12 protein-coding genes and 1 pseudogene are annotated in these 22,741 nt (G+C 63.2%); 7 read left to right on the forward strand and 6 right to left on the reverse strand.

Translation table 11 applies throughout. The annotated features are described in order from the left end of the window. Positions 1-36 precede the first annotated feature (36 nt). Complete coding sequence (locus ROSELON_RS04445; protein WP_025311224.1) at positions 37-2,742, forward strand: calcium-binding protein; 2,706 nt, start codon at positions 37-39, stop codon at positions 2,740-2,742. 28 nt (positions 2,743-2,770) lie between these two features. On the opposite strand, the gene ROSELON_RS04450 is transcribed toward ROSELON_RS04445, so the two are convergent. From ROSELON_RS04450 to ROSELON_RS04465, 4 genes are all read right to left on the reverse strand, one after another. After that, the gene (locus ROSELON_RS04450; protein WP_025311225.1) at positions 2,771-4,075 is read right to left on the reverse strand and encodes a class I SAM-dependent methyltransferase; all 1,305 of its coding nucleotides are present in this window, start codon (positions 4,073-4,075) and stop codon (positions 2,771-2,773) included. A gap of 21 nt (positions 4,076-4,096) precedes the next feature. Further along, positions 4,097-4,981, reverse strand: coding sequence for a hypothetical protein (locus ROSELON_RS04455; protein WP_025311226.1), 885 nt, complete (start codon positions 4,979-4,981; stop codon positions 4,097-4,099). Positions 4,982-5,024: 43 nt separating this feature from the next. Further along, a complete protein-coding gene (locus ROSELON_RS04460) occupies positions 5,025-8,738 on the reverse strand; it encodes a glycoside hydrolase family 99-like domain-containing protein (RefSeq protein ID WP_025311227.1) in 3,714 nt (1,237 codons plus the stop codon). A gap of 159 nt (positions 8,739-8,897) precedes the next feature. Beyond that, entirely contained in the window at positions 8,898-12,710 is a 3,813-nt protein-coding gene (locus ROSELON_RS04465) for a S8 family serine peptidase (protein WP_025311228.1), read from the reverse strand. Positions 12,711-12,912: 202 nt separating this feature from the next. Here ROSELON_RS04465 and gpmI point away from each other — a divergent pair, with 202 nt between their 5' ends. Genes gpmI through ROSELON_RS04490 form a run of 5 tightly spaced genes read left to right on the forward strand, consistent with a single transcriptional unit; the run spans position 12,913 to position 20,445 of the window. Next, positions 12,913-14,463, forward strand: a complete 1,551-nt coding sequence (gene gpmI / locus ROSELON_RS04470) for a 2,3-bisphosphoglycerate-independent phosphoglycerate mutase (RefSeq protein WP_038650176.1) — start codon at positions 12,913-12,915, stop codon at positions 14,461-14,463. Next, positions 14,460-15,590 (forward strand): murein hydrolase activator EnvC family protein, encoded by a 1,131-nt coding sequence (locus ROSELON_RS04475; protein WP_038650179.1) that lies wholly within the window; start codon positions 14,460-14,462, stop codon positions 15,588-15,590. Before gpmI ends, ROSELON_RS04475 begins: the two co-directional genes overlap by 4 nt. Positions 15,591-15,648: 58 nt before the next feature. Beyond that, the gene (locus ROSELON_RS04480; protein ID WP_025311231.1) at positions 15,649-16,977 is read left to right on the forward strand and encodes a S41 family peptidase; all 1,329 of its coding nucleotides are present in this window, start codon (positions 15,649-15,651) and stop codon (positions 16,975-16,977) included. A 4-nt stretch (positions 16,978-16,981) separates the two neighbouring features. After that, positions 16,982-17,455 (forward strand): RNA pyrophosphohydrolase, encoded by a 474-nt coding sequence (locus ROSELON_RS04485; protein WP_025311232.1) that lies wholly within the window; start codon positions 16,982-16,984, stop codon positions 17,453-17,455. Between the two features lie 44 nt (positions 17,456-17,499). Next, complete coding sequence (locus tag ROSELON_RS04490) at positions 17,500-20,445, forward strand: error-prone DNA polymerase (RefSeq protein WP_025311233.1); 2,946 nt, start codon at positions 17,500-17,502, stop codon at positions 20,443-20,445. 9 nt (positions 20,446-20,454) lie between these two features. Here the strand turns inward: ROSELON_RS04490 and pip are convergent. Next, positions 20,455-21,446 (reverse strand): annotated as a pseudogene (pip, locus tag ROSELON_RS04495) (prolyl aminopeptidase). Positions 21,447-21,512: 66 nt separating this feature from the next. On the opposite strand from pip, the gene ubiG reads away from it, so the two are divergent. Beyond that, entirely contained in the window at positions 21,513-22,268 is a 756-nt protein-coding gene (gene ubiG / locus ROSELON_RS04500; protein ID WP_025311234.1) for a bifunctional 2-polyprenyl-6-hydroxyphenol methylase/3-demethylubiquinol 3-O-methyltransferase UbiG, read from the forward strand. Here the strand turns inward: ubiG and ROSELON_RS04505 are convergent. Further along, on the reverse strand, positions 22,265-22,714 hold the full coding sequence (locus ROSELON_RS04505; RefSeq protein WP_025311235.1) for a MarR family winged helix-turn-helix transcriptional regulator: 450 nt from the start codon (positions 22,712-22,714) through the stop codon (positions 22,265-22,267). The two genes, ubiG and ROSELON_RS04505, sit on opposite strands and share 4 nt — an antisense overlap. Between the last annotated feature and the right edge of the window lie 27 nt (positions 22,715-22,741).

A 22,741-nucleotide genomic window follows, 5' to 3' on the forward strand; every position in this document is an offset into this window, starting at 1 on the left:
GGCCTGCGGCGACGCGAGGAACGGATGTCATATCTGATGGTGCGGGGTACGTTCGCGACCGGACAGACCGCGCTCGATTTCGGGATCACCGATCTGATGGTCACGACGGCTGCCGATGGCAGTCGCGTGCTGTATTCGACCTCGGGGCCGACAGGCGGGCTGAGCGCCTTTGATGTCGCGGGCGCGGCGGCGCCCGACCTGATGGATTTCACCCTTTATGACGGGGCATGGGCGGATGGCGCCCTGCACGAACTGACCCTGTTTGCCACCGAGACCGGGGCGGAACTGTTCGTTGCCGGCAATGGCGAGGATCAGCTGACCGCGCTGACCCTGTCGGACAGCGGCACCTTCGACCAGCTCACGCAGTATCAGGGGCTCGACGCGACCACGGCACGAATCCTCGACCTCGATCAACTGGACACCGAAACGCTGATCCTGTCTGACGCGGGCACCAACACGATACAGGTCTACGCGATTTCGCCTCAGGGCACCCTCGCCCGGATCGGGACGGTCGCGGATACCGAGACGACCTATGCGGCAAATGTCGTGTCCCTCGATACGCTCGCCAAGGACGACGCCACCTATCTGATCTCGGCCTGCCAGGCCGAGCACGGCGTCACGGCCTATCGCATCGCCGAAGAGGGACTGGTCGCGACCGGCAGCATCGGGATGGCCGAAGGTCTGGGCATCATGGTGCCAACGGGCGTTCAGGTCGCCACGATCGAGGGGCGAAGTTTCGTCGTCGTCGCCTCGGCACCCGGCGACGGCCAGGGCCAGTCCGGCGCGATCAGCATTCTGGAACTTGGCGCCGACGGGTCTCTGACCCCGACCGATCACGTCATCGACACGACCCATACGCGCTTTGGCATGGTCAACAGCCTCGAGGTCATCGATGTGGACGGCCGCATCTATGTCCTTGCGGGCGGCGGCGATGACGGGCTGACCCTGTTCACACTTCTGCCGAACGGGCGCCTTCAGATGCTCGATGTGCTGGCTGACGATTTCCGGACAGGGCTGAGCAACGTGACGGCGATGGCCACGCATGTCGAGGGCAATGCCCTGGAAATATTCGTCGCCTCGCAAGCCGAAGGCGGCATCACCCAACTGGCCATCGACCTGTCGCGACAGGGTGCCCAACTTGTCGCCGAAAGGGGCGGCGGGGCGCTGACGGGAACCGAGGCGGACGACATCCTGTTGGGCGGGGCTGGCGCCGACCTGTTGCAGGGTGGTGCGGGCCGGGACCTGATCGAGGACGGCGCGGGGGCAGATACGCTGCGGGGCGGGGCGGGGGCGGACACCTTCATTTTCCGCGCGGATGGCGAGCTTGATATCATCGCCGATTTCGAACCGGGCATCGACCGTATCGATCTGTCCGGTTGGTCCATGCTCTACGATCCGGCGCAATTGACGATCACGTCGACGTTGACCGGCGCGCTCATCGAATGGCGCGGCGAGACACTGGAAATCCTGACGACCACCGGCCAGAGTCTGACATCAGGCGACATTTTCGACGCCTTTCTCTTTGCGCCCAACCGGATACCGACCGTCAATCTGCCACTAGAAAGCGCGGGGGAAACCATCTTCGGAACGAGTGGTGACGATCGGCTGGATGGGAGTGAGTACGGCGACACCCTGCGCGGCGAGGCCGGCGACGATTATCTTTTCGGCGACCGCGGCGACGACCATCTGGAAGGCGGCAACGGCACCGACACGCTGCTCGGCGGGTCTGGGTCGGACACGTTGGAGGCGACGGGGGGCAATGGCAACCTGCTGCGTGGCGGGGCCGGCGACGATGTGCTGATCGGCGGCTGGGGCTCCGATATCCTGCAGGGCAACGATGGCGCGGACAGTTTCTCGGGCGGGACCGGGGCGGACGATCTCTATATCGACGGTCAGGACACGTTCTTCGACGGCGGCGGTGGCTATGACCGGCTGATCGCGGTGGATCCGGGCGGCGTGAACGTGGCGCTGTCGGGCACCAATATCGAGCGGGTCATCGGCGGCACCGGCGATGATGTCTTCGACGGCACCGGCGTGGCCCTGGGCCTCGTGATCTCGGGCGAAGGCGGCAATGACACGCTGACGGGCGGCTCGGCGACGGACCAGGTGTCGGGCGGCGCGGGCGACGACGTGCTGATCGGCGGCGGCGGGGACGATTTCCTGTTCGGCGACGGCGGCTCGGATTCCTTCGAGGGCGGCGCGGGCGACGACCGGTTCTTCGCCGAAAGCATCGACCAGTCCTTCGATGGCGGGGCCGGGTATGACCGCCTGTTCCTGCTGGACAACGGCGATTTCACCTTCGCGCTGGCCGGCACGGGGATCGAGCGGGTGAATTCCGGCGATGGCAACGACGTACTGGACGCCACCGGCGTGACGGACGCGGTGGTTCTGTCGGGGGCCGGCGGCAACGACGCGCTGACCGGCGGGTCGAACAACGACGTGCTGGCGGGGGGCGACGGGCAGGACACGCTGGAGGGCGGCTCCGGGTTCGACTCGTTCTTCGGCGGGGCCGGGGCGGACAGCTTCGTGTTCGAGGACGGCAGCGGCGTCGACTTCCTCGTGGGCTGGGAAGACGGGCTCGACCTGCTCGATTTCAGCGGCCACGCGCAGGTGAACGGGCTGTCGGACCTCACGATCACCGACAACGGCGTCAACAGCCGGATCGAGTTCGCCGACGGCGACGCCCTCATCGTCATCGGATACACCGGCGGCTTCGACGCGTCGGATTTCATGTTTTCCTGACAGACAGGAGATCAGACAGCGCCCGTCGTCACCTTGGGCGCAATACCGCAACATGTTGGAACCCGCTTAGAACTGCAGGCTCGATCTCCATGACCTCGAAGAACTCGGAAAATTTTCGGTGCCACCATGAATCCGACGAAAAGACCTGTCGATAGTAATCGTCATCCGAAATGAACCCTTGAAGTTCATGGTTTTGGTCGGCGTCAAACAATTCCCCACTCAGTACAGCGCGCAATTCATTCGGACGACGTGAGAGATAAGACACGGCATTCGAGGTTCCATGAAATGACAATAGCGCCAAACTCTCGGGGCGCAAAAGCCGTGCGATTTCGGCCAGCCATAGATCGATGGACTCCTCCTTCAAATGCGACAACACCGAACAGGCGTAAACAAGATCGAATGTTGCGTTCGGAAGGGGCGTGGGAGGGGAGGTTTCCACATGCAGATAATCGCCCGCCAAATTGTCGGAACACCAATCTACATTATCCTTGTCGATATCAATACCCGTTAGCCGAAACGTGCGATCCCTTTCGAAATGCCGCGCAACGCGGCCGCAACCCACACCCCAGTCCAACACGTGAACTTCGGATGTCGATGCCCCGCATCCATAGCGTTGGAACAGCTTTTGAATGACCTCGTACGCTGCTTTGCCGCCATTGAGAAAAGACGCGCGGTTGGCCTGTGCGCTTGCGACACGCCGAATTCGCGTATCATCAGGCAATTGAGCGAGCATATCGCGGTTCGTGAAATTCCACTGATCCCGATAATGCGCAGCATCTGACATATTGCCATTGAGGGCACGAAGATGGAACTGGGCCCAACCCTCGACTTGTGAGAACGGAAAGCGATATTTGTGGCACACCACGTTTTGGGGCGGCATGAACCAGTGGGTCCGACCGAAATGCGTGTCGTAATCGGTTTCGAGCAACACCCCCGACGCCCCGTTGCACAAGAGGTCCACGCGGACGGGCGTTCTGATCGAAAGCGGGAAAACAAATCCTACATCGGCGTATATCGAACCGTCCTTGATACCGATTTCGTAGATCCGCCATTTTCCGGCGCCCAAAGCGGTTTGCATCGCTGAAAGAAGGTCGCCAGTCTGATAAGCCTCTTCAAAATCGTGGGTATCGATATGAAAGACCTTTTCGCCATCAACTGATTTCGCAGCGAGCTTATGTTCGGCCAGTTGATCGAAATGCAGGGCCAATTGATCGAGGGGCACATCGCGCACGCCCGCCGCTAGCTTGCCGAGACAGTCCGAGTCTACGTACAGATCGACATCTTGATCAATCGGTTGATCAAGGCGAAACTGGGCATTGGGGTCAAGGCGCATCTTCTGGTCCTTTACCGAAGGCTACGGAAGAAAATCCGAATGCTTGCTGTCGAACTGCAGAGCGCTGGGCATTTCGAACAGGAATGATTCATCGAAATTGTCTCTCATGAATGGCTTGTAGAGTGAATAGCAGGCGCGCAGTCGTTCAATGAGTGTCTGACACTGAACTTCCGATAGAGGGTAGCGCGCCGGAAGGTCGGGATCGAAACTTGCCGCCTTCAGGAAGCGGATCAGGTCCGAGCGGTCCGGTTCGACGAGCCCGGCCCGATTGGCCTGGCGCACGATCTCGACAACGGAAAACGGCAGGCTGACATTCTCGCGAAACGGCAAAGGTGCCAGTTCGACGTTGTCTACCCCCAGAGTAGCCAGAAAATCGGCTTCGAGTGTGCCCCCGATCCATTGCGGTGGATCGTAAGGGCACAAGATCAGCCTTGGTGCCTGTAACCAGTCGCGAAGAAGGGCATGATAGGACACATCGTAGGGGGATGGATCGCTTCCTATCGGGTGCGTCCATTGTACCTTTTGATCACGGACCACTTCGTTGAAGACGCTGACCAGTTGCGCGCAAGGATTGCGCAGGTATGCCACGACGGTCACGTCATGCGGGGCCAGCACCTCGAGGAATCCGGAAACATCAAAGGCCTCTTCCGCGAACATTTCCGAGCTGAAGATAACCGTATGATGATGCTCAGAGGACAGGCAGTCGTCCAGAAAGTGGGCGACCTTGTCGCTTGTTTGTCCCTTGCGCCAACCGACCGCCACCGGATGATGATTGGGCCATTCTTCGTCAAGACATCGGTAAAGCACGCCCTCGGCACCCAGTTCGCCGCGGTTCTGATACAGGAAACGTTGCAGCGACGTCGTTCCGGTCTTGTGCAGTCCGATATGAACGAAAACCCGTTTCATTCTGGTTTCCGGGCGGCTGTGATCAAACCGGGCTGGGGATCAGTCATGGCGCACCCAGGAAATCTCGGCAGCTTTCAAAGTGCCGGTGTTGTTGGAGGATGGTTTCGGGCGCGAGATCAACAAGGTTCCGAACCGTCGATTGCACGCGCGTGATCTCGTCCAGATGTCGCTTTATGTCGGTAGTCTGGGTGATGCTGTCCTCGTGATATCTATGCGCGTTCAAGCTTTGGGGCGTGTAACAGACCTTTGCGGAGCGCGTCAGACACATTTCCACGTACAGCCGCCAATCACCTGCGATGCGGTACGAGTCCAGTTCATCGCCCAACGTCTCGAAAGCAGCGAGCAACGCGCCCCGATGGAACACGACCGCCGATGCATTGAGGATGACGTTCTTGATCGAAAGGCAGCTGCGAAGAAAGCTTTCGGCGTCCATGTCGAAGGGGTTCGAGAAATCGGCACCTTCGATATCATCGAGGTGCGCCATGTAGCTGTCAGATATCACCTTGCCTTGGGTATTCACGCGCGTGCTGTCGCAAAACCCGATGATCGCACCGGACTTGGTCATTCGGGGGAGCAGAGTTGCGACCAGCTCCGGGTCGGCAATGTCATCAGCTTCGGCCAACCAGATGTATTCGCCATGTGCCATTTCCGCAGCGCGCCGCCATTGCCGGAAGGCCGAGCCGGAGTTTGTCTCGTTAACCACGACATCCATTTCGCGCCGGGCGGTCCTCGCCACATCGCAGGCGATCGTGACGCTGTCATCGCGGGACGCATCATCAAGCAGCAACACTTCTCTGAGCGGGTGGGTTTGCGCAAGCACGCTATTCACACGCAGCGGCATGTAACGTTCGTAGTTGTAACTGAGGATGGCAGCGGACACGGATGGCAAATCCGGGACAAGCCGCTGCAGCAGGTCGAAAACGTAGGTGGAGAAATCGAACGAGGTTTCGACGTCTTGCTTACGCGCAGCGGCCTGCGTGGCGCGAACCTCCGGCGGCACATTCACGGCGTCAATGATCGCAGCGCTCACGCCTTCTGTAAGGGCTCTGTCCAAAAGAACCCCGTGTCGTTCGATCAAGGCGTCACAGCCCCCGCACCCGCGATGCCCGACGACCGGCAAACCCCATGCAAGCGCCTCGATCACGACAGAGGGGAACGGATCCTCGCGCGACGAAAGATAGAAAAGATCGGCCGCGGCGTAGAACCGCCCGACATCCTCCTGATGCCCGAGAATGCGGATCCGATCGGCCAACCCGGCCGCAACGATGTCCGGTTCGATCCAGATTTTCATCTCTGGCGCCACCGATCCGACCCAAACGAAAACCAGACCGGGGTCTGCGCGACACGCGGCAAGCGCTACGGCAACAAAGCGGTCAAGCCCCTTCCGCAGGTCGCCATAACCGACGCCGAGCACGATACTGTTCGCCGCGTCGGCGCCCAGTTCCGCACGCGTTGCTTCACGCGCCAAATCATCGGCTTCGGGCCTTTCGGCATAAGCCCCTTGCGGCGAGATCGCAGCCGAATTCGAAATCGGCCCGGTTAGATTTTCGAAACGCTCTTTCACAATGACTGCGGGGAAGACGACTTGATCGGCGTGTTCCGCAACCCGCCGCGCCGCGTCCTCCAGTCCGTTTTCCAAAATGATCCCCGGCAATTCGTGAATCAGTGAAACAACCCGCATCCCGGCGCGCTTGAGCTCGGGGCTGAGTTGCCCAGCGACAACCGTGTTGGTCAAAGCGCAGCGGACGCCGTGCATGTGCAGGCGCGCCAGATGCAACCTCAGGTCTTCTTCCGACGCACCGGGGTCAGCCAGGAAAACCTCGCCGATGGCCTCGTAATCCGGCAAAAGCGGCCCACCGCGCAAAAGCAGGAAATGCACCTTGACGCCCATCCTGGCGGAGAGGACCCGAGCGATGTGCAGCAGAAGCATCTGCGCACCATTCCGCTCTGCGTCATGGCCGACCAGCAAAACCTGGAGGTTGGATCCTCGGATCGATCCCATCTTGCCGAACGTGGCTCGCGCCAAGGCGTTGAGATAGGCGCCCCCGTGGTGAACATCAGGTTCGAGGGTGGCGCCCTCTGCCCACTCGTTCCAAGCATTCACGCAGACGATAGGATGCCCGAACACCGGATGTTGCCGCGCGTGCTCGACCAGCTGACGCATCCATGCCTCGAATTTATCCGGAGCCGCGCCATGCAGGATCATGCCCCGTCCGGGGCGGCGCGCCTCGTTATCCCACGAGGGCACTGCGGTCTTGATCAATGGAAAATCTGGCGCCGGCTCCCCGACAGAACGTTCGACAACCGCGTCAAAATCGAAAACATGGCCTCTATACCGATCGTCGATCCAAGAAAGACTGTCGTTGATCGGATCCAGCCCGTTCAGCAATTTGTGCGGCGGAAACTCGATGGCACCATCCAATCCGTAGTCCCCGGGATCGGTGTCGCCAAAGCCCTGTGCCATGAAGACCAGAGGGTCAAGGTCATGCGTTTGCCGAAAAATCTCGCGCCAGCGCGCGATGGTGGCTTTGGCGTTCGGAACATGGCCGGGACGATACAGGAACAGTAACGGGCGGCCCTCAAGCCGGATGTAACGGGGATCGATCATATGCCGGGCGAAATCGGCCACGAGGGCATCATCGTGATCGGGATCATAGGTTTGCGCCAGGAGCACATCGGTTTCCGCACCGTCCCACGTCCGTGTCCAATTCTCGTTCGCCCACATGAGGCAAAACGGAAACTCGAGGCTCGGGTCATCCAGGAACGCCTCGACCGGGTCGTCGAGCACGCGCGTTGCGTCGAACCAGTAATGATAGAAACAGAACCCGTGAATTCCGGCAGCCCGCGCCATCTGGATCTGCTGCTTGAGGACGTCCCTGTTAGAAAGATCGTAAAACCCCAGATCGCGTGGCACGCGCGGTTGCAGATGGCCCTCGAACCGGGGCAGCGCCCGTGGAAGGTTGCGCCATTCGGTAAAGCCATCTCCCCAATGCCGGTCGTTCACGGGGTGACGATGGAATTGCGGAAGGTAGTAGCTCAGAACCATCGCAGCAGGCTCTCCATCGACACCGATGGACGGGTCGACGTCTTCGAAAAATGGGCCTGGAGACAGGGCGCTGTGATGCGCGTCGTAGAGTCCCTGGGCCGCGTGACCGAGCGGCGTCAGGCGGCGACGCTCAAAGCGACCAGTCAGACAGTAGTGAACGAATGGGTTCACGCCGGCCTCTGCGACATCCTCGTTCGTTGCAAGATAGTGGCGCGTGGAAAACCACGGCACTGGATCTCGACCTTCGCGCCATCCTTCCGACAGGTAGTGTTCGATCGGATCGTCGGGCACGTCTGCTCGTCGAAAGCTGGCCCGGTAGAAAGCCTGATCGAACCACGGTGTGACAGCATCGTAGTCCGAGGGTTTGACTGATCCGGACCGTTGAAGCGGATGGGTCGGATTTCCTTCGGGCGGCACGGGCGCGCGCCCTTCGGCGCGTCCATAGAGTGCATAATGCAGCAAGGGGTTCATGCCGCTTTCGGCAACATCCGGATTCGCGTCGAGATAACCTTTGGTTGAAAACCAACGTGCCGGATCGAAGCCACGCTTCCATCCGACATCCAGGTAGTGGCGGGCGAGTTCGTCATCGCTTATGGCCGGCTCGGACGAATTCACGCCGTAGAATGAAGCGTCGAAAAGATCGCGTATGGCATCGACGGGGTCAATGCGCGCTGATCTGTTGCCGAGGGCCGACAGGTATTTCGATAGCATGTCAACGCCTTGGGGTTGTCGCGAAAATCCAGAACCGTTCGAGCTTGCGGTAATTCAACGATAAGGTCACCGCAAGCGCGCCGGCTGGAATAATCTGTGCGTCACACCGATGTAGCCCAGCCAGGCATGCTGATCGAGACGTGTATGTCGAACCGCACCCTACACGAAGTCGAAATCCGACGCGTCGAAGCCGCCGGTGTATCCGATGACGATGAGGGCGTCGCCGTCGGCGAACTCGATCCGGCTGTTGACGCCGTTGTCGGTGATCGTGAGGTCCGACAGCCCGTTCACCTGCGCGTGGCCGCTGAAATCGAGCAGGTCGAGCCCGTCTTCCCAGCCCACGAGGAAGTCGACGCCGCTGCCGTCCTCGAACACGAAGCTGTCCGCCCCGGCCCCGCCGAAGAACGAGTCGAACCCGGAGCCGCCCTCCAGCGTGTCCTGCCCGTCGCCCCCCGCCAGCACGTCGTTGTTCGACCCGCCGGTCAGCGCGTCGTTGCCGCCGGCCCCCGACAGAACCACCGCGTCCGTCACGCCGGTGGCGTCCAGTACGTCGTTGCCATCGCCGGAATTCACCCGCTCGATCCCCGTGCCGGCCAGCGCGAAGGTGAAATCGCCGTTGTCCAGCAGGAACAGGCGGTCATACCCGGCCCCGCCATCGAAGGACTGGTCGATGCTTTCGGCGAAGAACCGGTCGTCGCCCGCGCCGCCCTCGAAGGAATCCGAGCCGCCGTCGCCGAACAGGAAATCGTCCCCGCCGCCGCCGATCAGCACGTCGTCGCCCGCGCCGCCCGACACCTGGTCCGTCGCCGAGCCGCCCGTCAGCGTGTCATTGCCGCCTTCGCCCGAGATCACGAGGCCCAGGGCCACGCCGGTGCCGTCGAAGACATCATCGCCGGTGCCGCCGATGACCCGCTCGATATTGGTGCCCGACAGCGCCACGTTCACGCCGCCCGGATCCACCGCGATCAGCCGGTCATAGCCACCGCCGCCGTCGAAGAACGTGTCCTGACCGTCGATATAGAGATCGTCCGCCCCGGTCCCGCCCGAGAAACTGTCCGCGCCATCGTTGCCCTGCAGGATATCGGAGCCCCAGCCGCCGATCAGCACATCGTCGCCGGCCCCGCCACGCAGCAGGTTGCCATTGCCCCCCGTCGCCTCCAACGTGTCCGACCCAGACCCGCCCTCAAGCGTATCAGTGCCGTTGCCGCCTTCGAGCGTGTCATTGCCGTCGCCGCCACCGATGCTGTCATCGCCATCGCCGCCATTGGCGAAATCATCACCGTTCGCGAGAAACACCGAATCGTTGCCGCCGCCGAGGTTGAGCGAGTCTTCGCCGTTGAGCGCGAACGGGACACCGTCCTCGCTGAGAAAGCCCTCGGGGAGAATATCGTTGTTGAACGAGCCGTTATAGGTCCAGTTCACGGCGCTGAAGAACGCCTCGAGCGCGCCCAGCGAGCCGCCAACCTCGGCAAAGGCTGCAGCAGACAGTTGCGCAGCGTCGACCGTGCCGGAGAAACTGCCCACGAACGTGCCGTTGATCGTCACGTTGACATTGGTGACCGTGCCGCCAGTCAGGAAAGTGCCGAACGCGTCGGTGCCATAGGTCAGTCCGGTGCCCGTGACCGCGTAGACAATCGTCTCTCCACCGCCGACGGAAATGCTGGTGAACCCGGTCGACGTCTGCCCGGCCTGGATCTCGGCGTCGATCACGAGGTCCGACAGCGCCCCCTCGACATCCTGCAACGCAAGACCGGCCGCCTGACCGGCCGCGGAAATGTCGATGGTGATCGCATTGGGCGTCGTGACCGGCGGGGGCGGTGTTTCGCCGACGAAGAGAACCTTGCCTTGAAGCTCACTCGTGTTGGTGACCCCCGCAAAGGTCAGGCTGTTGCCGGACCCGAAATCCAGGAACAGATCGCCGTTGATCGTCTGAGCCCCAGCCAGAAGGCCGGCAATGGTGCCGCCCCAGATGGCAGGGTCGATGAACACGAGGTCTTCGGCCGTGAAGTCGAGGATCCAGTCATTGCCGCCATCGAAGATGAAATGGTCGGCGCCGCTTTCCCCGCTCAACTCGTCATTGCCGAGGCCACCGTTCAGCGTGTCGCTGCCGGTGCCACCTTCGAGTGTGTCATTGCCCTCTTCCCCGAGAAGCATGTCGTCGTCATACGCGCCGCGCAACGTGTCGTTGCCGGCGCCGCCATACACGCTATCGTCGCCGAAGGACCCCCAGACGCTATCGTTTCCACGCCCGGTCATGACAATGTTGCCGTAGTCGTTGCCCCAGATATCGTCATCGCCATCGCCGGTCGCGATATTCTCGATCTCGTCGTTGCCGAAATCCACCCAGCGCACGGTGTCAACGGCCAGGAATCGGACGCCCGTGAACAACCCGACATCCCACAGGACGTCACCCGTGACCGCCGCAAGGTTCAGCCAATCGGTGCCGCCATTGGTGTCGGTCATGTCGCCACGAGTGCCCTCAACGGCCTCATAGGACAGGAAATCATCGGTGAAGTGGTAGACGTCATCATTGTCGGGCGTCGTGCCCGCAAATTCGAGGCCGAAGCCGGTATAGAGACCGTCATCAAGATTAACGGTGTCGCTGATGGTAATGGTCCATAGCCCGTAGCTGTCCATGCCCATCGCAGCGGTCACGCCGAAGGTGTACCCGGCGAATGCCGTGCCCTCGATGAAATTGCCGAAGCGATCCGTATAGCCGCCATTGTTGTCGTTCAGGATGAACTCGGTCCCGTCGGGCGCGGTGAGAACGATTTCCAGGTCGGCAGACCAGCTGTGGCTGCCATCAACGATGACATAGATATGCTCGATATCCATCGTCTCGGACACGAAGATCGTGTCTACGACCGGCGGCTGGGTCGAGGAAATCGTTTCGGCAAACGCGGGCGAGGTATAGTAGCTGAGGCTTTCGACAACGTTGGACGAGTCCTGCGGCACCGGAAAGAACTCGGACCACACCTCGGCCATGCGAACCGCGGCGAAGGCATCGATCATGCCGTAGCCGTAGTTGTTATGGTAGCTCATGCCACCGCCGTTCCAGTTATCGGCCCCGTTCGCGAACCAGCTATAATCCTCGAAACCGGCCGCAGCGCTGCCATAGGCCGAGCCCGTATGCGAGGCCGACATTGCCATGATCTGCTGCACATCCCGCCACCCGAGGTTCGGGTTGGCCTGCAGGATCAGTGCCGCGACACCGGACACGACCGGGGCCGAAGCCGACGTTCCATTGAAGCCGAAATTGTAGTCGCCGGCCTCATAGCCTGCGAAACCCTCGCGGTCGGTGGTCACAGCCGCCGACGGTGCGGTGATCAACAGGTTCACGCCGTAGCTCGAATAGTCCTCGGTGAAGCCATTGGCATCAGTCGCGCCGACAATGATGGCTTCGTGCAAGACACTGAACGGATCATTCTGCGAGCTGTGGTCGACATTCCGGCCGGAATTACCCGCCGATTTCACGACGATGGAGCCGAGACCGCCGCGCCCATTCTCGACCGCGAACATCATGTCGGCGGCAAAGGTCGACGCCCATCCCCCGCCGTTGATATCGAATGTCGAGTAGAACCCGCTGTAGCCCCAGCTGTTGTTGATGACGTCGAACTGGGACATATCGCGCAACGCCGCGCTGCCGAATGCGTCGTTCAGGAAATCGACCCCGACCAGATCCGCGCCCCAGGCAACGCCGACACCGCCCTCGTTGTTGTTTTCGGCCGCAATGATGCCTGCAACACTGGTACCGTGCGCATCGCCCGAAAAGTTCGGGTCGCCGTTATCGTACGAAAGCTCGGAACCATAGTCGTAGTTGCCGTCCAGATCGTCATGCGTGTCTTCAACCCCGTCATCGTAGACGGCCACCAACACCCCATCGCCGGAATACTCAGCCCAGATGGTTTCGATGTCGCCGATCAGGTTAAAGTGCCACTGTTGCGAGTAAAGCGGGTTGGAGTTGTAGCTCATGGCAAAAACCTTGGGGTATGAATAAGTGCGGGGAATACCGTCGCCGTGGTTTTTAAGGTGTCTGCAACTTGTAATCAAGAAAAAGCAGCGACCGGAACGCGCGCTTTTTCAGGCCAGACAGGCCCGTGCCCGCCCCGCCGATGACCTTGTGCCTGTCTCGCGGCGGGGCTATTTCACGGAAACGCAATCTGAAGGACTGACAATGCCCAACCCCGCGCCGAGCCGACCGCGCCCCGTTGTCCTGTGCATTCTCGACGGGTGGGGCCTTGGGCCGACCGAGACCGACAACGCCCCGCGTCTGGCGGCAACGCCGAATTTCGATCGGATCCACGACACCTGCCCGCATGCGACGCTGACCACCCATGGCCGGGCAGTTGGTTTGCCCGAGGGGCAGATGGGCAATTCGGAAGTCGGGCACATGAATATCGGGGCCGGGCGTGTGGTGATGATGGACCTCGTGCGCATCGACGCCTCTATCGAGGATGGCAGTTTCGCGCACGAACCCGCCTTGGTCGAATTCATCGAGGCCCTGAAGAAAACCGGCGGCACGGCGCATCTGTTCGGGCTGGTGTCGGACGGGGGCGTGCACAGCCAGTACACCCATATGACCGAGGCCGCGCGGGTCATCGCAGCGGCGGGCGTGCCGGTGTGCATCCACGCCATCACCGACGGGCGCGACGTGGCGCCGAAATCGGCCAGCACCTTCATCGAGGATATTCAGGCCAACAGCCCCGAGGGCGTGCGCATTGCCACAGTGATTGGGCGCTACTTTGCCATGGATCGCGACAAGCGCTGGGACCGGGTCGAACGCGCGTTCAACGCCATGGTGCGCGGCAAGGATGCCGAGGGCACACTAAACGTAGCAGGCAATGCGACCGATGCCGTGGCCGAGGCCTATGGGCGCGGCGAAACGGACGAGTTCATCCAGCCCACCGTTGTGGGCGACTATGGCGGGATGGCCGATGGTGACGGCGTGTTCTGCCTCAACTTTCGCGCCGACCGCGCCCGCGAGATTCTCGCCGCCATCGGCGACCCGGAGTTCGACGGGTTCGACACGGGCGCGCGCCCCGATCTGGCGGGCAAGCTGGGCATGGTCGACTATTCCAAAAGCCACGATCGGTACATGACCACGGTCTTTCCCAAACAGCAGATCGTGAACACGCTGGCCGAATGGGTGTCGCAGCACGGGCTCAGGCAGTTCCATATCGCCGAGACCGAGAAATATCCCCATGTCACCTTTTTCCTGAACGGCGGCAAGGAACCGCCCGAGAAGGGCGAAGTGCGCTACATGGCGCAATCGCCCAAGGTGGCGACCTACGATCTGCAACCCGAAATGTCGGCCGGCGAGGTGACGGACCACCTCGTTGCGGCGATCGAGGATGACTATGACCTGATCGTCGTGAACTATGCCAATCCCGACATGGTCGGCCATACCGGCGATCTGGATGCCGCCATCGCCGCCTGCGCGGCGGTGGATGCGGGTCTTGGGTGCGCGCTGGACGCTTTGGAAAAGGCCGGGGGCGCCATGATCGTCACCGCCGATCACGGCAATTGCGAAACCATGGTCGATCCCGTGACCGGCGGCCCGCATACCGCCCATACGCTGAACCCCGTCCCCGTGATCCTTGTGGGTGGCCCCGAGGGGGCGCAGTTGCGGCCTGGCGGGAAACTGGCCGATCTGGCGCCCACCCTTCTGTCGCTGATGGGCCTGCCGCAACCGGCCGAGATGACCGGCCAAAGCCTGCTCACATGAAGCTGTGGGCACAGGCGATCCTGCTTGCAGCCGCGTTGCTGACCGGCGGGACGGGTCTGGCCCAGACGGATGCCGCCGAAACCGCCGCCCGCGCCGCGCGGCTGCTGGATGAGGCCGCCGCGTCCCTGGCCGACGCAGGCAGCGCGCGCGACCGGGTCGAGGCGTTGACGCAAACCGTGCGCGCCTACGAGGAGGGCCTCCTGGCGATGCGCGGCGGCGTTCGGCAGGCCGCCCTGCGCGAACGGACCATCCTGCTGCTGTTCGAGGCCGAGCGGGATCGTCTGGCCCGCCTGCTGGCCGTGCTGCAATCCATCGAAGCCGCCCCGGCCCCCCTTTTGCTTTTGCACCCCGAGGGGCCGGTGGGCACCGCCCGATCCGGCATGATCGTGTCCGAGGTCGCGCCCGCCGTCGCCGATCAGGCGATGGCGCTGCGCGCCCAGCTCGAAGAACTGGCCCTGCTCCGGGCCTTGCAGGAAAACGCCCTGCGGCAACTGGGCCAAGGGCTGGAGGGGGCCCAGCAGGCCCGCGCGGACCTGTCACAGGCCATTGCCGATCGCCGGGACTTGCCGCCGCGCTTTGACACCGACCCCGAGGCCATGCGCCAGATCTTGGAAAACGCCGACTCGCTCGACAGTTTCGCCGAGATCCTCAGCGCCGATCCCAGGGCAGATGCCGCCGATCGGCCGGACTTTGCGCAGGCGCGCGGCGCGTTGCGCCTTCCCGTGCTGGGTGCGTTGTTGCGCCGCTATGATGAAACGGATGCCGCCGGCGTGCGCCGCCCCGGTATCGTGCTGGCCACCTATCCCCGCGCCCTCGTCACGGCGCCCTGGCCCGCGACGATCCGCTACGCCGGGCCGCTGCTGGATTACGGGAATGTCATTATTCTTGAACCCGATGCAGATTACCTGCTGGTCCTGGGCGGTCTGGGCGATCTTTATGTCGTCGCGGGCCAACTGGTCGGCGGTGACACCGCGCTCGGGTTGATGCCAGGGCCGGTGGCCACTGGCGGCGAATTGATCGTTTCCGACGCGGAAGGCGGTGGTGCCGGATTGTCGGAAACGCTTTATATGGAGTTGAGAGAGGCTGGCAGCCCGGTCGACCCGGGCCAGTGGTTCATCATCGATTGACCGCACGGGCCCCGCAGAACAGACGGAACGAACGACAGACGGACAAGGACGCAAACCCATGAACAAGCTGATCGTCGCAGCCATCGGAGGCATCGCCGGGGGCGTGCTTTTGTCCACGCAGGTGGCCGGCCCCCTTTTGGCGCAGGAAGACGCGCGCAATGCCTCGGTCTACCAGCAGTTGGATCTGTTCGGCGACGTATTCGAACGCATCCGTGGCAATTACGTGGAGGAAGTGGACGAGGCCGCCCTGATCGAAGCCGCGATCAACGGCATGCTGACCTCGCTCGATCCGCATTCCAGCTATCTTCCGCCGCGTGACTTCGACAGCATGCAGGTGCAGACCCGTGGCGAGTTCGGTGGCCTCGGCATCGAGGTGACGCAGGAAGACGGGTTCGTTCGGGTCATCACGCCGATGGACGACACCCCCGCGATGGAGGCCGGTGTCGAGGCTGGCGACTTCATCACCCATGTCGATGGCGAGGCCCTGCTTGGCCTGACGCTGGAACAGGCCGTCGACCTGATGCGCGGTCCGGTCGGGTCCGAGATCGTGATCACCATCGTCCGCGAGGGCGAGGACGAGCCCTTTGACGTCACCATCGTCCGTGACCGTATCCAGTTGACCGCCGTGCGCCACCGGCTGGAGGGGAACACCGCGATCCTGCGGGTGTCGACCTTCAATGACCAGACCTTCCCGAACCTCGCCGAGGGCCTCGAGGAGATGATCGCCGAGGTTGGTGGCCTCGAAAACCTCAATGGCGTCGTTCTGGACCTGCGCAACAACCCCGGCGGGCTGCTCAGTCAGGCGATCCGGGTGTCCGATGCCTTCCTCGAACGCGGCGAGATCGTCTCGACCCGCGGGCGCGAAGCCGCCGATGGCGAACGCTACAACGCCACCGCCGGTGACCTGATCGACGGGTTGCCGATGGTCGTTCTGGTCAATGGCGGCTCGGCCTCGGCCAGCGAGATCGTTGCCGGCGCCCTGCAGGACCATCGCCGCGCCGTAATCGTGGGGACGAATACCTTTGGCAAGGGGTCGGTGCAATCGGTCATGCCGTTGCCGGGCAACGGGGCAATGCGGCTGACGACCTCGCTTTACTACACGCCGTCGGGCCGTTCGATCCAGGCCCTTGGCGTGGCCCCCGACATCATCGTCGAACAGCGCGATCCGGTTGAGATGCCCGAGGACGAAGACCGCCCCGCCCGGACCGAGGCATCGCTGCGCGGCGCACTGCAGAACTCGACCCTGACCGAGGACGAGTTGCGCCAGCGCGAGGAAGAGCGTGCCGAGGCCGAGGCGACGGCCCGCCTGCGCAACGAGGATTATCAACTGGCCTATGCCATCGACATCCTCACCGGTCTTGGCGCCCTTGGCCCAAGCGCCAACTAGGCCGATGACACCGGACGAGATCGCGGCCCTGCCCTATCGCCCCTGCGTGGGCGTGGTCCTGACGGACGGGCAGGGCCGTGTCTTTGCCGGCCAACGTGCCGACATGGACACCCCCGCCTGGCAGATGCCGCAGGGCGGGATCGACACCGGCGAAACCCCGGTGGCGGCGGCGTTGCGCGAATTGCGCGAGGAAACCGGGGTCAAGCGCAAGCATGTGACCGTCCTGGGCGAAACCGCCGATTGGCTGCCCTACGACCTCCCGCCCGAGGTGCTGCCCTATCGCGGCAAGTATCGCGGCCAGACGCAGAAGTGGGTGCTAATGCGGCTGGATGCCGGGGATGACGTGATCGACCTGACCCATGAAGATGTCGAGTTTTCCGATTGGCGCTGGATGACGGGCCGCGACCTGTTGGATCTGATCGTGCCGTTCAAGCGCGACATCTATGCCCGCGTCCTGACGGAATTCGAGTTGCGCTGACACCGACTCCAAATGAGAACAAAAGGTGAATATAATCCATCCCCATGGGATTCGCCGAGCTGAGCATCACCTCGAACTTCACCTTCCTCAGGGGCGGCTCGCACCCCGAGGAATACGCGCGGCGTGCCGCCCTGCTGGGGATCGAGGCCATCGCGATTGCCGATGAAAACTCGGTCGCGGGCGTGGTGCGGGCGTGGTCCGAACTGCGCAAGATCGAGGAAGAGATCGCCGATGCCAAATCCGCCCGCACCGACCCGATCGGCCCGCCCAAGCCCGCGCATCTGCCGGATCCGCCGCGCGCGCCCATCGACCATGTGCCGCGCCTGTTGCCCGCCGCCTGTCTGACACTGGCCGACGGGCTGCGCCTGACCGCCCTGCCCCGCGACCGCAGCGGCTGGGCCAGCCTGTGCCGCCTGCTGTCGGTGGGCAAACTGCGCGCGGAAAAGGGCGACTGCGTGCTGCATGTCGATGACCTGCTGGGGCAGGCGCGGGGGTTGGAGTTGCTGCTGCACGCGCCTGACCGCGCCACCCCCGACTGGCAACGCCCGGCAGACCGATTGGTGCGCGCGCTCGGGCCACAGATGAGCCTGCTGATGGCGCCGCGCTATGACGGGCAGGATGCCGCGCGTTTCGACGCCGCCGCGCGACTGGCCGACCGGCTGGGCCTGCCCACCGTCGCCTCGGCCCGGCCCCTGATGCATCACGGATCGCGGCGGCGGCTGACCGATGTTCTGACCTGCATCCGCGAGGGGCTGCGCGTCGAGGATCTGGGCACCGCCGCGCAGGCCAATGCCGAACAGCGCCTGCGCGGCGAGGCCGAGATGCGCCGGATCTTCGCCGGCCACGAGGACGCGGTTGCGCGCACGACGCAGATCGCCGCGCGCCTGCAATTCGACATCGCCAGCCTGCGCTACGAATACCCCTCGGAAATCGCCGATGGCGAAACCGCCGCCCAACGCCTGACCCGACTGGCGCAGGAGGGGCTGGCCTGGCGCTATCCCCAAGGCATCCCCGAGCGTGCGCAAAAACAGCTACAACACGAGCTGCGCCTGATCGCCAAGCTGAGTTACGAGCCCTATTTCCTGACCGTCCACGATATCGTCGCCTTCGCCCGGTCGCGCGGCATCCTGTGCCAGGGGCGCGGGTCGGCGGCCAATTCGATCACCTGCTACGCGCTTGGCGTGACCAGTGTCTCGCCCGAGATCGGGACCATGGTCTTCGAACGCTTCGTGTCCGAGGCGCGGAACGAGCCGCCCGATATCGACGTGGATTTCGAGCATGAGCGCCGCGAAGAGGTGATCCAGCACATCTATGAACGCTATGGCCGCCACCGCGCGGGCCTGTGCGCGACCGTCATCCACTATCGCGGCAAGCGTGCCGTGCGCGAGGTCGGCCGCGCCATGGGGCTGAGCGAGGATGTGCTGTCGGCGCTGTCCAGCCAGATCTGGGGGTCATGGTCGAAAACCGGCCCCGAGATGGACCGCATGCGCGAAATTGGCCTCGACCCCGACAGCCCGCGCCTGAAACAGACCATCCGCCTGATCGAGGAGATCATCGGCTTTCCCCGCCACCTGTCCCAGCATGTCGGCGGTTTCGTCATCACTGAAGGCCGCCTTGATGAACTGGTCCCCATCGAGAACGCCACGATGGAGGACCGCACCGTCATCTGCTGGGACAAGGATGACATCGACGCGCTCGGCATCCTCAAGGTCGATGTGCTGGCCCTTGGGATGCTGACCTGCGTGCGCAAGGCCTTCGACCTGCTGGCGATGCATCATCAGGCCGATTACACGCTGGCGACCCTCCCGCCCGAGGACCCGGCGGTCTATGACATGCTGTGCCGCGCCGACAGTCTGGGCGTGTTCCAGGTGGAAAGCCGCGCGCAGATGAACTTCCTGCCCCGCATGCGCCCGCGCTGTTTCTACGACCTCGTGATCCAGGTCGCGATCATCCGCCCCGGCCCCATTCAGGGCGACATGGTTCACCCCTTCATCCGCCGCCGCAACGGCGAGGAGGAGGTGAGCTTTCCCTCGGACGCGTTGGGCCGCGTGCTGGGCAAGACGTTGGGCGTGCCGCTGTTCCAGGAACAGGCGATGCAGATCGCCATCACCGGCGCGGGATTCACGCCGGAAGAAGCCGACCGCCTGCGCCGCGCGCTCGCCACCTTCAAGAAGCATGGCAATGTCAGCGAATTTCGCACCCGGTTCCTGCGGGGCATGCGCGCCAATGGCTATGACGACGAATTCGCCGAGCGGTGCTTTTCCCAGATCGAAGGCTTCGGCAGCTACGGCTTTCCCGAAAGCCACGCCGCCAGTTTCGCCCTGCTGGTCTATGCCAGCGCCTGGCTGAAACGGCATCACCCCGGCATCTTCGCCTGTGCCCTGCTCAACAGCCAGCCCATGGGCTTCTACGCCCCCGCCCAGATCGTGCGCGACGCCCGCGAACACGGGGTGGAGGTACGGCCCATCTGCGTGAATCGCAGCCACTGGGACAACATGATAGAGCGGACCGAGACAGGCGACTTGGCCCTACGGTTGGGGTTTCGGCAAATCAAGTCGATGCGCGAGGACGACGCCGATTGGCTGATCGCGGCGCGCGGCAACGGCTATACCTCGGTCGAGGATGTCTGGCGGCGCGCGGGCCTGGACGCGCGCAGCCTGACCATTCTGGCCGAGGCCGACGCCTTTGCCAGCCTGGGCCTGACCCGGCGCGCGGCGCTATGGGCGGCACGGGCCCTGACCCCCAAGCGTGAATTGCCCCTGTTCGCCGGCGATCTGGATGGCGAAGCGATCGTGGAGCCCGCCGCCCATCTGCCCCGCATGACGCAAGGCGAAGAGGTGGTCGAGGATTACGTGTCGATGCGCTTGACGCTGCGCGCGCATCCCGTGGCGCTGATCCGCCATCGCCTGAGCCCGCGCATCGATCGCCGCCTCCTGAAAGGCCCCGCTCAGATCGGGTTGTTGCCCAAAAGGCCCGATGCAACGCGATAGGCGCGTGGCCTACAGCCCGAATTTGTCACGATTGTGCCCGACGCCCTTCATCACGCGCACCAGTTCCTCGCTGATGCCGCCCTCGCTCAGGGCGTGCCCGGCATTGCGGATCATGTGCAGCCGCCCCAAGGACCATCCGGCCGCCAGGCGATGCGCCGAAAGCGGCGGGCAAATCATGTCATAGCGGCCCTGCACGATGGTGCCGGGGATATGCGCGATGCGGTGCAGATCGCGCAGGATCTGACCGTCTTCCTCGAGAAAACCTTTATTCAGGAAATAGTGGTTTTCCAGCCGCGCAAAGGCCCGTGCGTAATCCGCAGGGCTTTCGCCGACCATACCGTCGCTATCCATCGAGGCCAGAGCATTCTCCCACGCCGCCCAGGCCCGGGCATAGCGCGTCTCGACCATCAGATCCCCGGAAAACAGCCGCCGATTGTAGGCCGCGATCAGATCGCCGCGCTCGTCCTCGGGGATGGGGGCGACGAATCGGGCCCACTGATCCGGCCAGAATTGCCCGGCACCGCCGCCGTAGAACCAATCCAGCTCGCGCTGCATCGACAGGAACACCCCGCGCAGGGCCAGGTAGCCCACCGCCTCGGGATGCGCTTCGGCATAGACAAGGGCCAGCGTGGCCCCCCAGCTGCCCCCGAACACGGCCCATCGGTCGATGCCCAGCGTATTCCGAATCCGCTCGATATCGGCGACCAGATGCCATGTGGTGTTGTCGTTGACGCCCGCATGGGGGCGCGATCGGCCACATCCGCGCTGATCGAACAGGATGATGCGCCAATCCTTGGGGTCGAAATAGCGCCGCATGGCCGGACTGCCACCCCGCCCCCCGGCCCGCCATGCAGCACGACAACAGGCGCCCCCTTGGGGTTGCCGCATTGTTCGACATAGATGTGATGCCCCCCGCCGACCTCCAGCATACGCTGGTCGAACGGGTCGATCGGCGGGAAAAGATGGGCGGCTGCGCGCTTTTGGCCAGAGAACTTGTCCATGGGCTTCCTATATAGACCCTGCAGACACAGGCACCACCAAACTCGCACCAAGCCGGGGGGATGTCCATGAACACAACAACTCAAATCGTCGATACGGTCGAACCTGCCGAAATCGCCAAGTTCGAGGCCATGGCCGCCGAATGGTGGGACCCCCATGGCAAGTTCAAGCCGCTGCACGAGATGAACCCGGTCCGTCTGGATTACATCACGATGCAGATCGCCGCCGAGTTCGGGCGCGACCTGACCGCCGAGACCCCGTTCGAAGGGCTGCGTCTGCTGGATATCGGCTGTGGCGGCGGGCTTTTGTCGGAACCGATGGCGCGGCTTGGGGCCACCGTGGTCGGGGCCGACGCGGCCGAGCGCAACATCCCCGTTGCGCGCATCCATGCCGAACAGTCGGGCCTGAACATCGACTATCGCCACACCACGGCCGAGGCGCTGGCAGCGGCGGAAGAGCAATTCGACGTGGTGCTGAACATGGAAGTGGTCGAACATGTCGCTGACCCGCTGGCCTACCTGACGGCCTGTCGCCAGCTTCTGAAGCCCGGCGGGCTGATGGTGTGCTCGACGCTCAACCGCAACCCCAAAAGCTTTGCCCTGGCCATCGTCGGGGCCGAATATGTCATGCGCTGGCTGCCAAAGGGCACGCATGAATGGTCGAAATTCATCACGCCCGACGAGTTGTATGACCTGATCCGCAACGCGGGCCTCGACCCGGTGGACCGCAAGGGGTTTGTCTTCAACCCGATCGCCTGGCGCTGGTCGATCTCGGACAGGGACCTGTCCGTCAACTACGTCACGGCCTCGACAAAACCCGCTTAAACGCCTTCGTCATCCTCAAGGCGCAGGCGCAACTCCCGGATCACCGGCAGCGCCTGTCGCACGCGGTCGGCGCCGATTTCGCGCACGGTCTCGGCCAGAATTGGCGCGATGGCGTCAATGGCCGCCTCTCGGGCGCGCAGGCCCGATGTGCTGATGGCGACCATCTTGCGTCGCGCGTCGTCCCAATCGGGGCGGATATGGATGTGACCAGCCCATTCCAGACGATTCAAGGTGTTGGTCATCGCGCCGCGGGTGACATGGAACACCCGCGCCAGTTGCGCCGGCGATTTCTCTTCGCTGGATCGCGCCAGGTGGTTGAGCACCGAGAAATGGCTCAACTCCATGCCTTTGGGCAGCGCGCGCGACAAACGGTTGCGCGCCAACTGGTCGGCCATGAACATTTCGCTGAACAGGGCGACAGACAGCGGATCATCGGAATTGGACATGGCACATGTTCAACGGTTCACGGTCCA

The organism is Roseibacterium elongatum DSM 19469, assembly GCF_000590925.1.
GTDB lineage: Bacteria > Pseudomonadota > Alphaproteobacteria > Rhodobacterales > Rhodobacteraceae > Roseibacterium > Roseibacterium elongatum.

Bases quoted from the DNA above. Each gene is read 5' to 3' on its own strand.
- ubiG (WP_025311234.1), top strand. From the start codon at position 21,513: ATGAACACAACAACTCAAATCGTCGATACGGTCGAACCTGCCGAAATC.
- ROSELON_RS04490 (WP_025311233.1), top strand. From the start codon at position 17,500: ATGGGATTCGCCGAGCTGAGCATCACCTCGAACTTCACCTTCCTCAGG.
- ROSELON_RS04445 (WP_025311224.1), top strand. From the start codon at position 37: ATGGTGCGGGGTACGTTCGCGACCGGACAGACCGCGCTCGATTTCGGG.
- gpmI (WP_038650176.1), top strand. From the start codon at position 12,913: ATGCCCAACCCCGCGCCGAGCCGACCGCGCCCCGTTGTCCTGTGCATT.
- ROSELON_RS04450 (WP_025311225.1), bottom strand. From the start codon at position 4,075: ATGCGCCTTGACCCCAATGCCCAGTTTCGCCTTGATCAACCGATTGAT.
- ROSELON_RS04480 (WP_025311231.1), top strand. From the start codon at position 15,649: ATGAACAAGCTGATCGTCGCAGCCATCGGAGGCATCGCCGGGGGCGTG.
- ROSELON_RS04465 (WP_025311228.1), bottom strand. From the start codon at position 12,710: ATGAGCTACAACTCCAACCCGCTTTACTCGCAACAGTGGCACTTTAAC.
- ROSELON_RS04485 (WP_025311232.1), top strand. From the start codon at position 16,982: ATGACACCGGACGAGATCGCGGCCCTGCCCTATCGCCCCTGCGTGGGC.
- ROSELON_RS04475 (WP_038650179.1), top strand. From the start codon at position 14,460: ATGAAGCTGTGGGCACAGGCGATCCTGCTTGCAGCCGCGTTGCTGACC.
- ROSELON_RS04505 (WP_025311235.1), bottom strand. From the start codon at position 22,714: ATGTCCAATTCCGATGATCCGCTGTCTGTCGCCCTGTTCAGCGAAATG.
- ROSELON_RS04460 (WP_025311227.1), bottom strand. From the start codon at position 8,738: ATGCTATCGAAATACCTGTCGGCCCTCGGCAACAGATCAGCGCGCATT.
- ROSELON_RS04455 (WP_025311226.1), bottom strand. From the start codon at position 4,981: ATGAAACGGGTTTTCGTTCATATCGGACTGCACAAGACCGGAACGACG.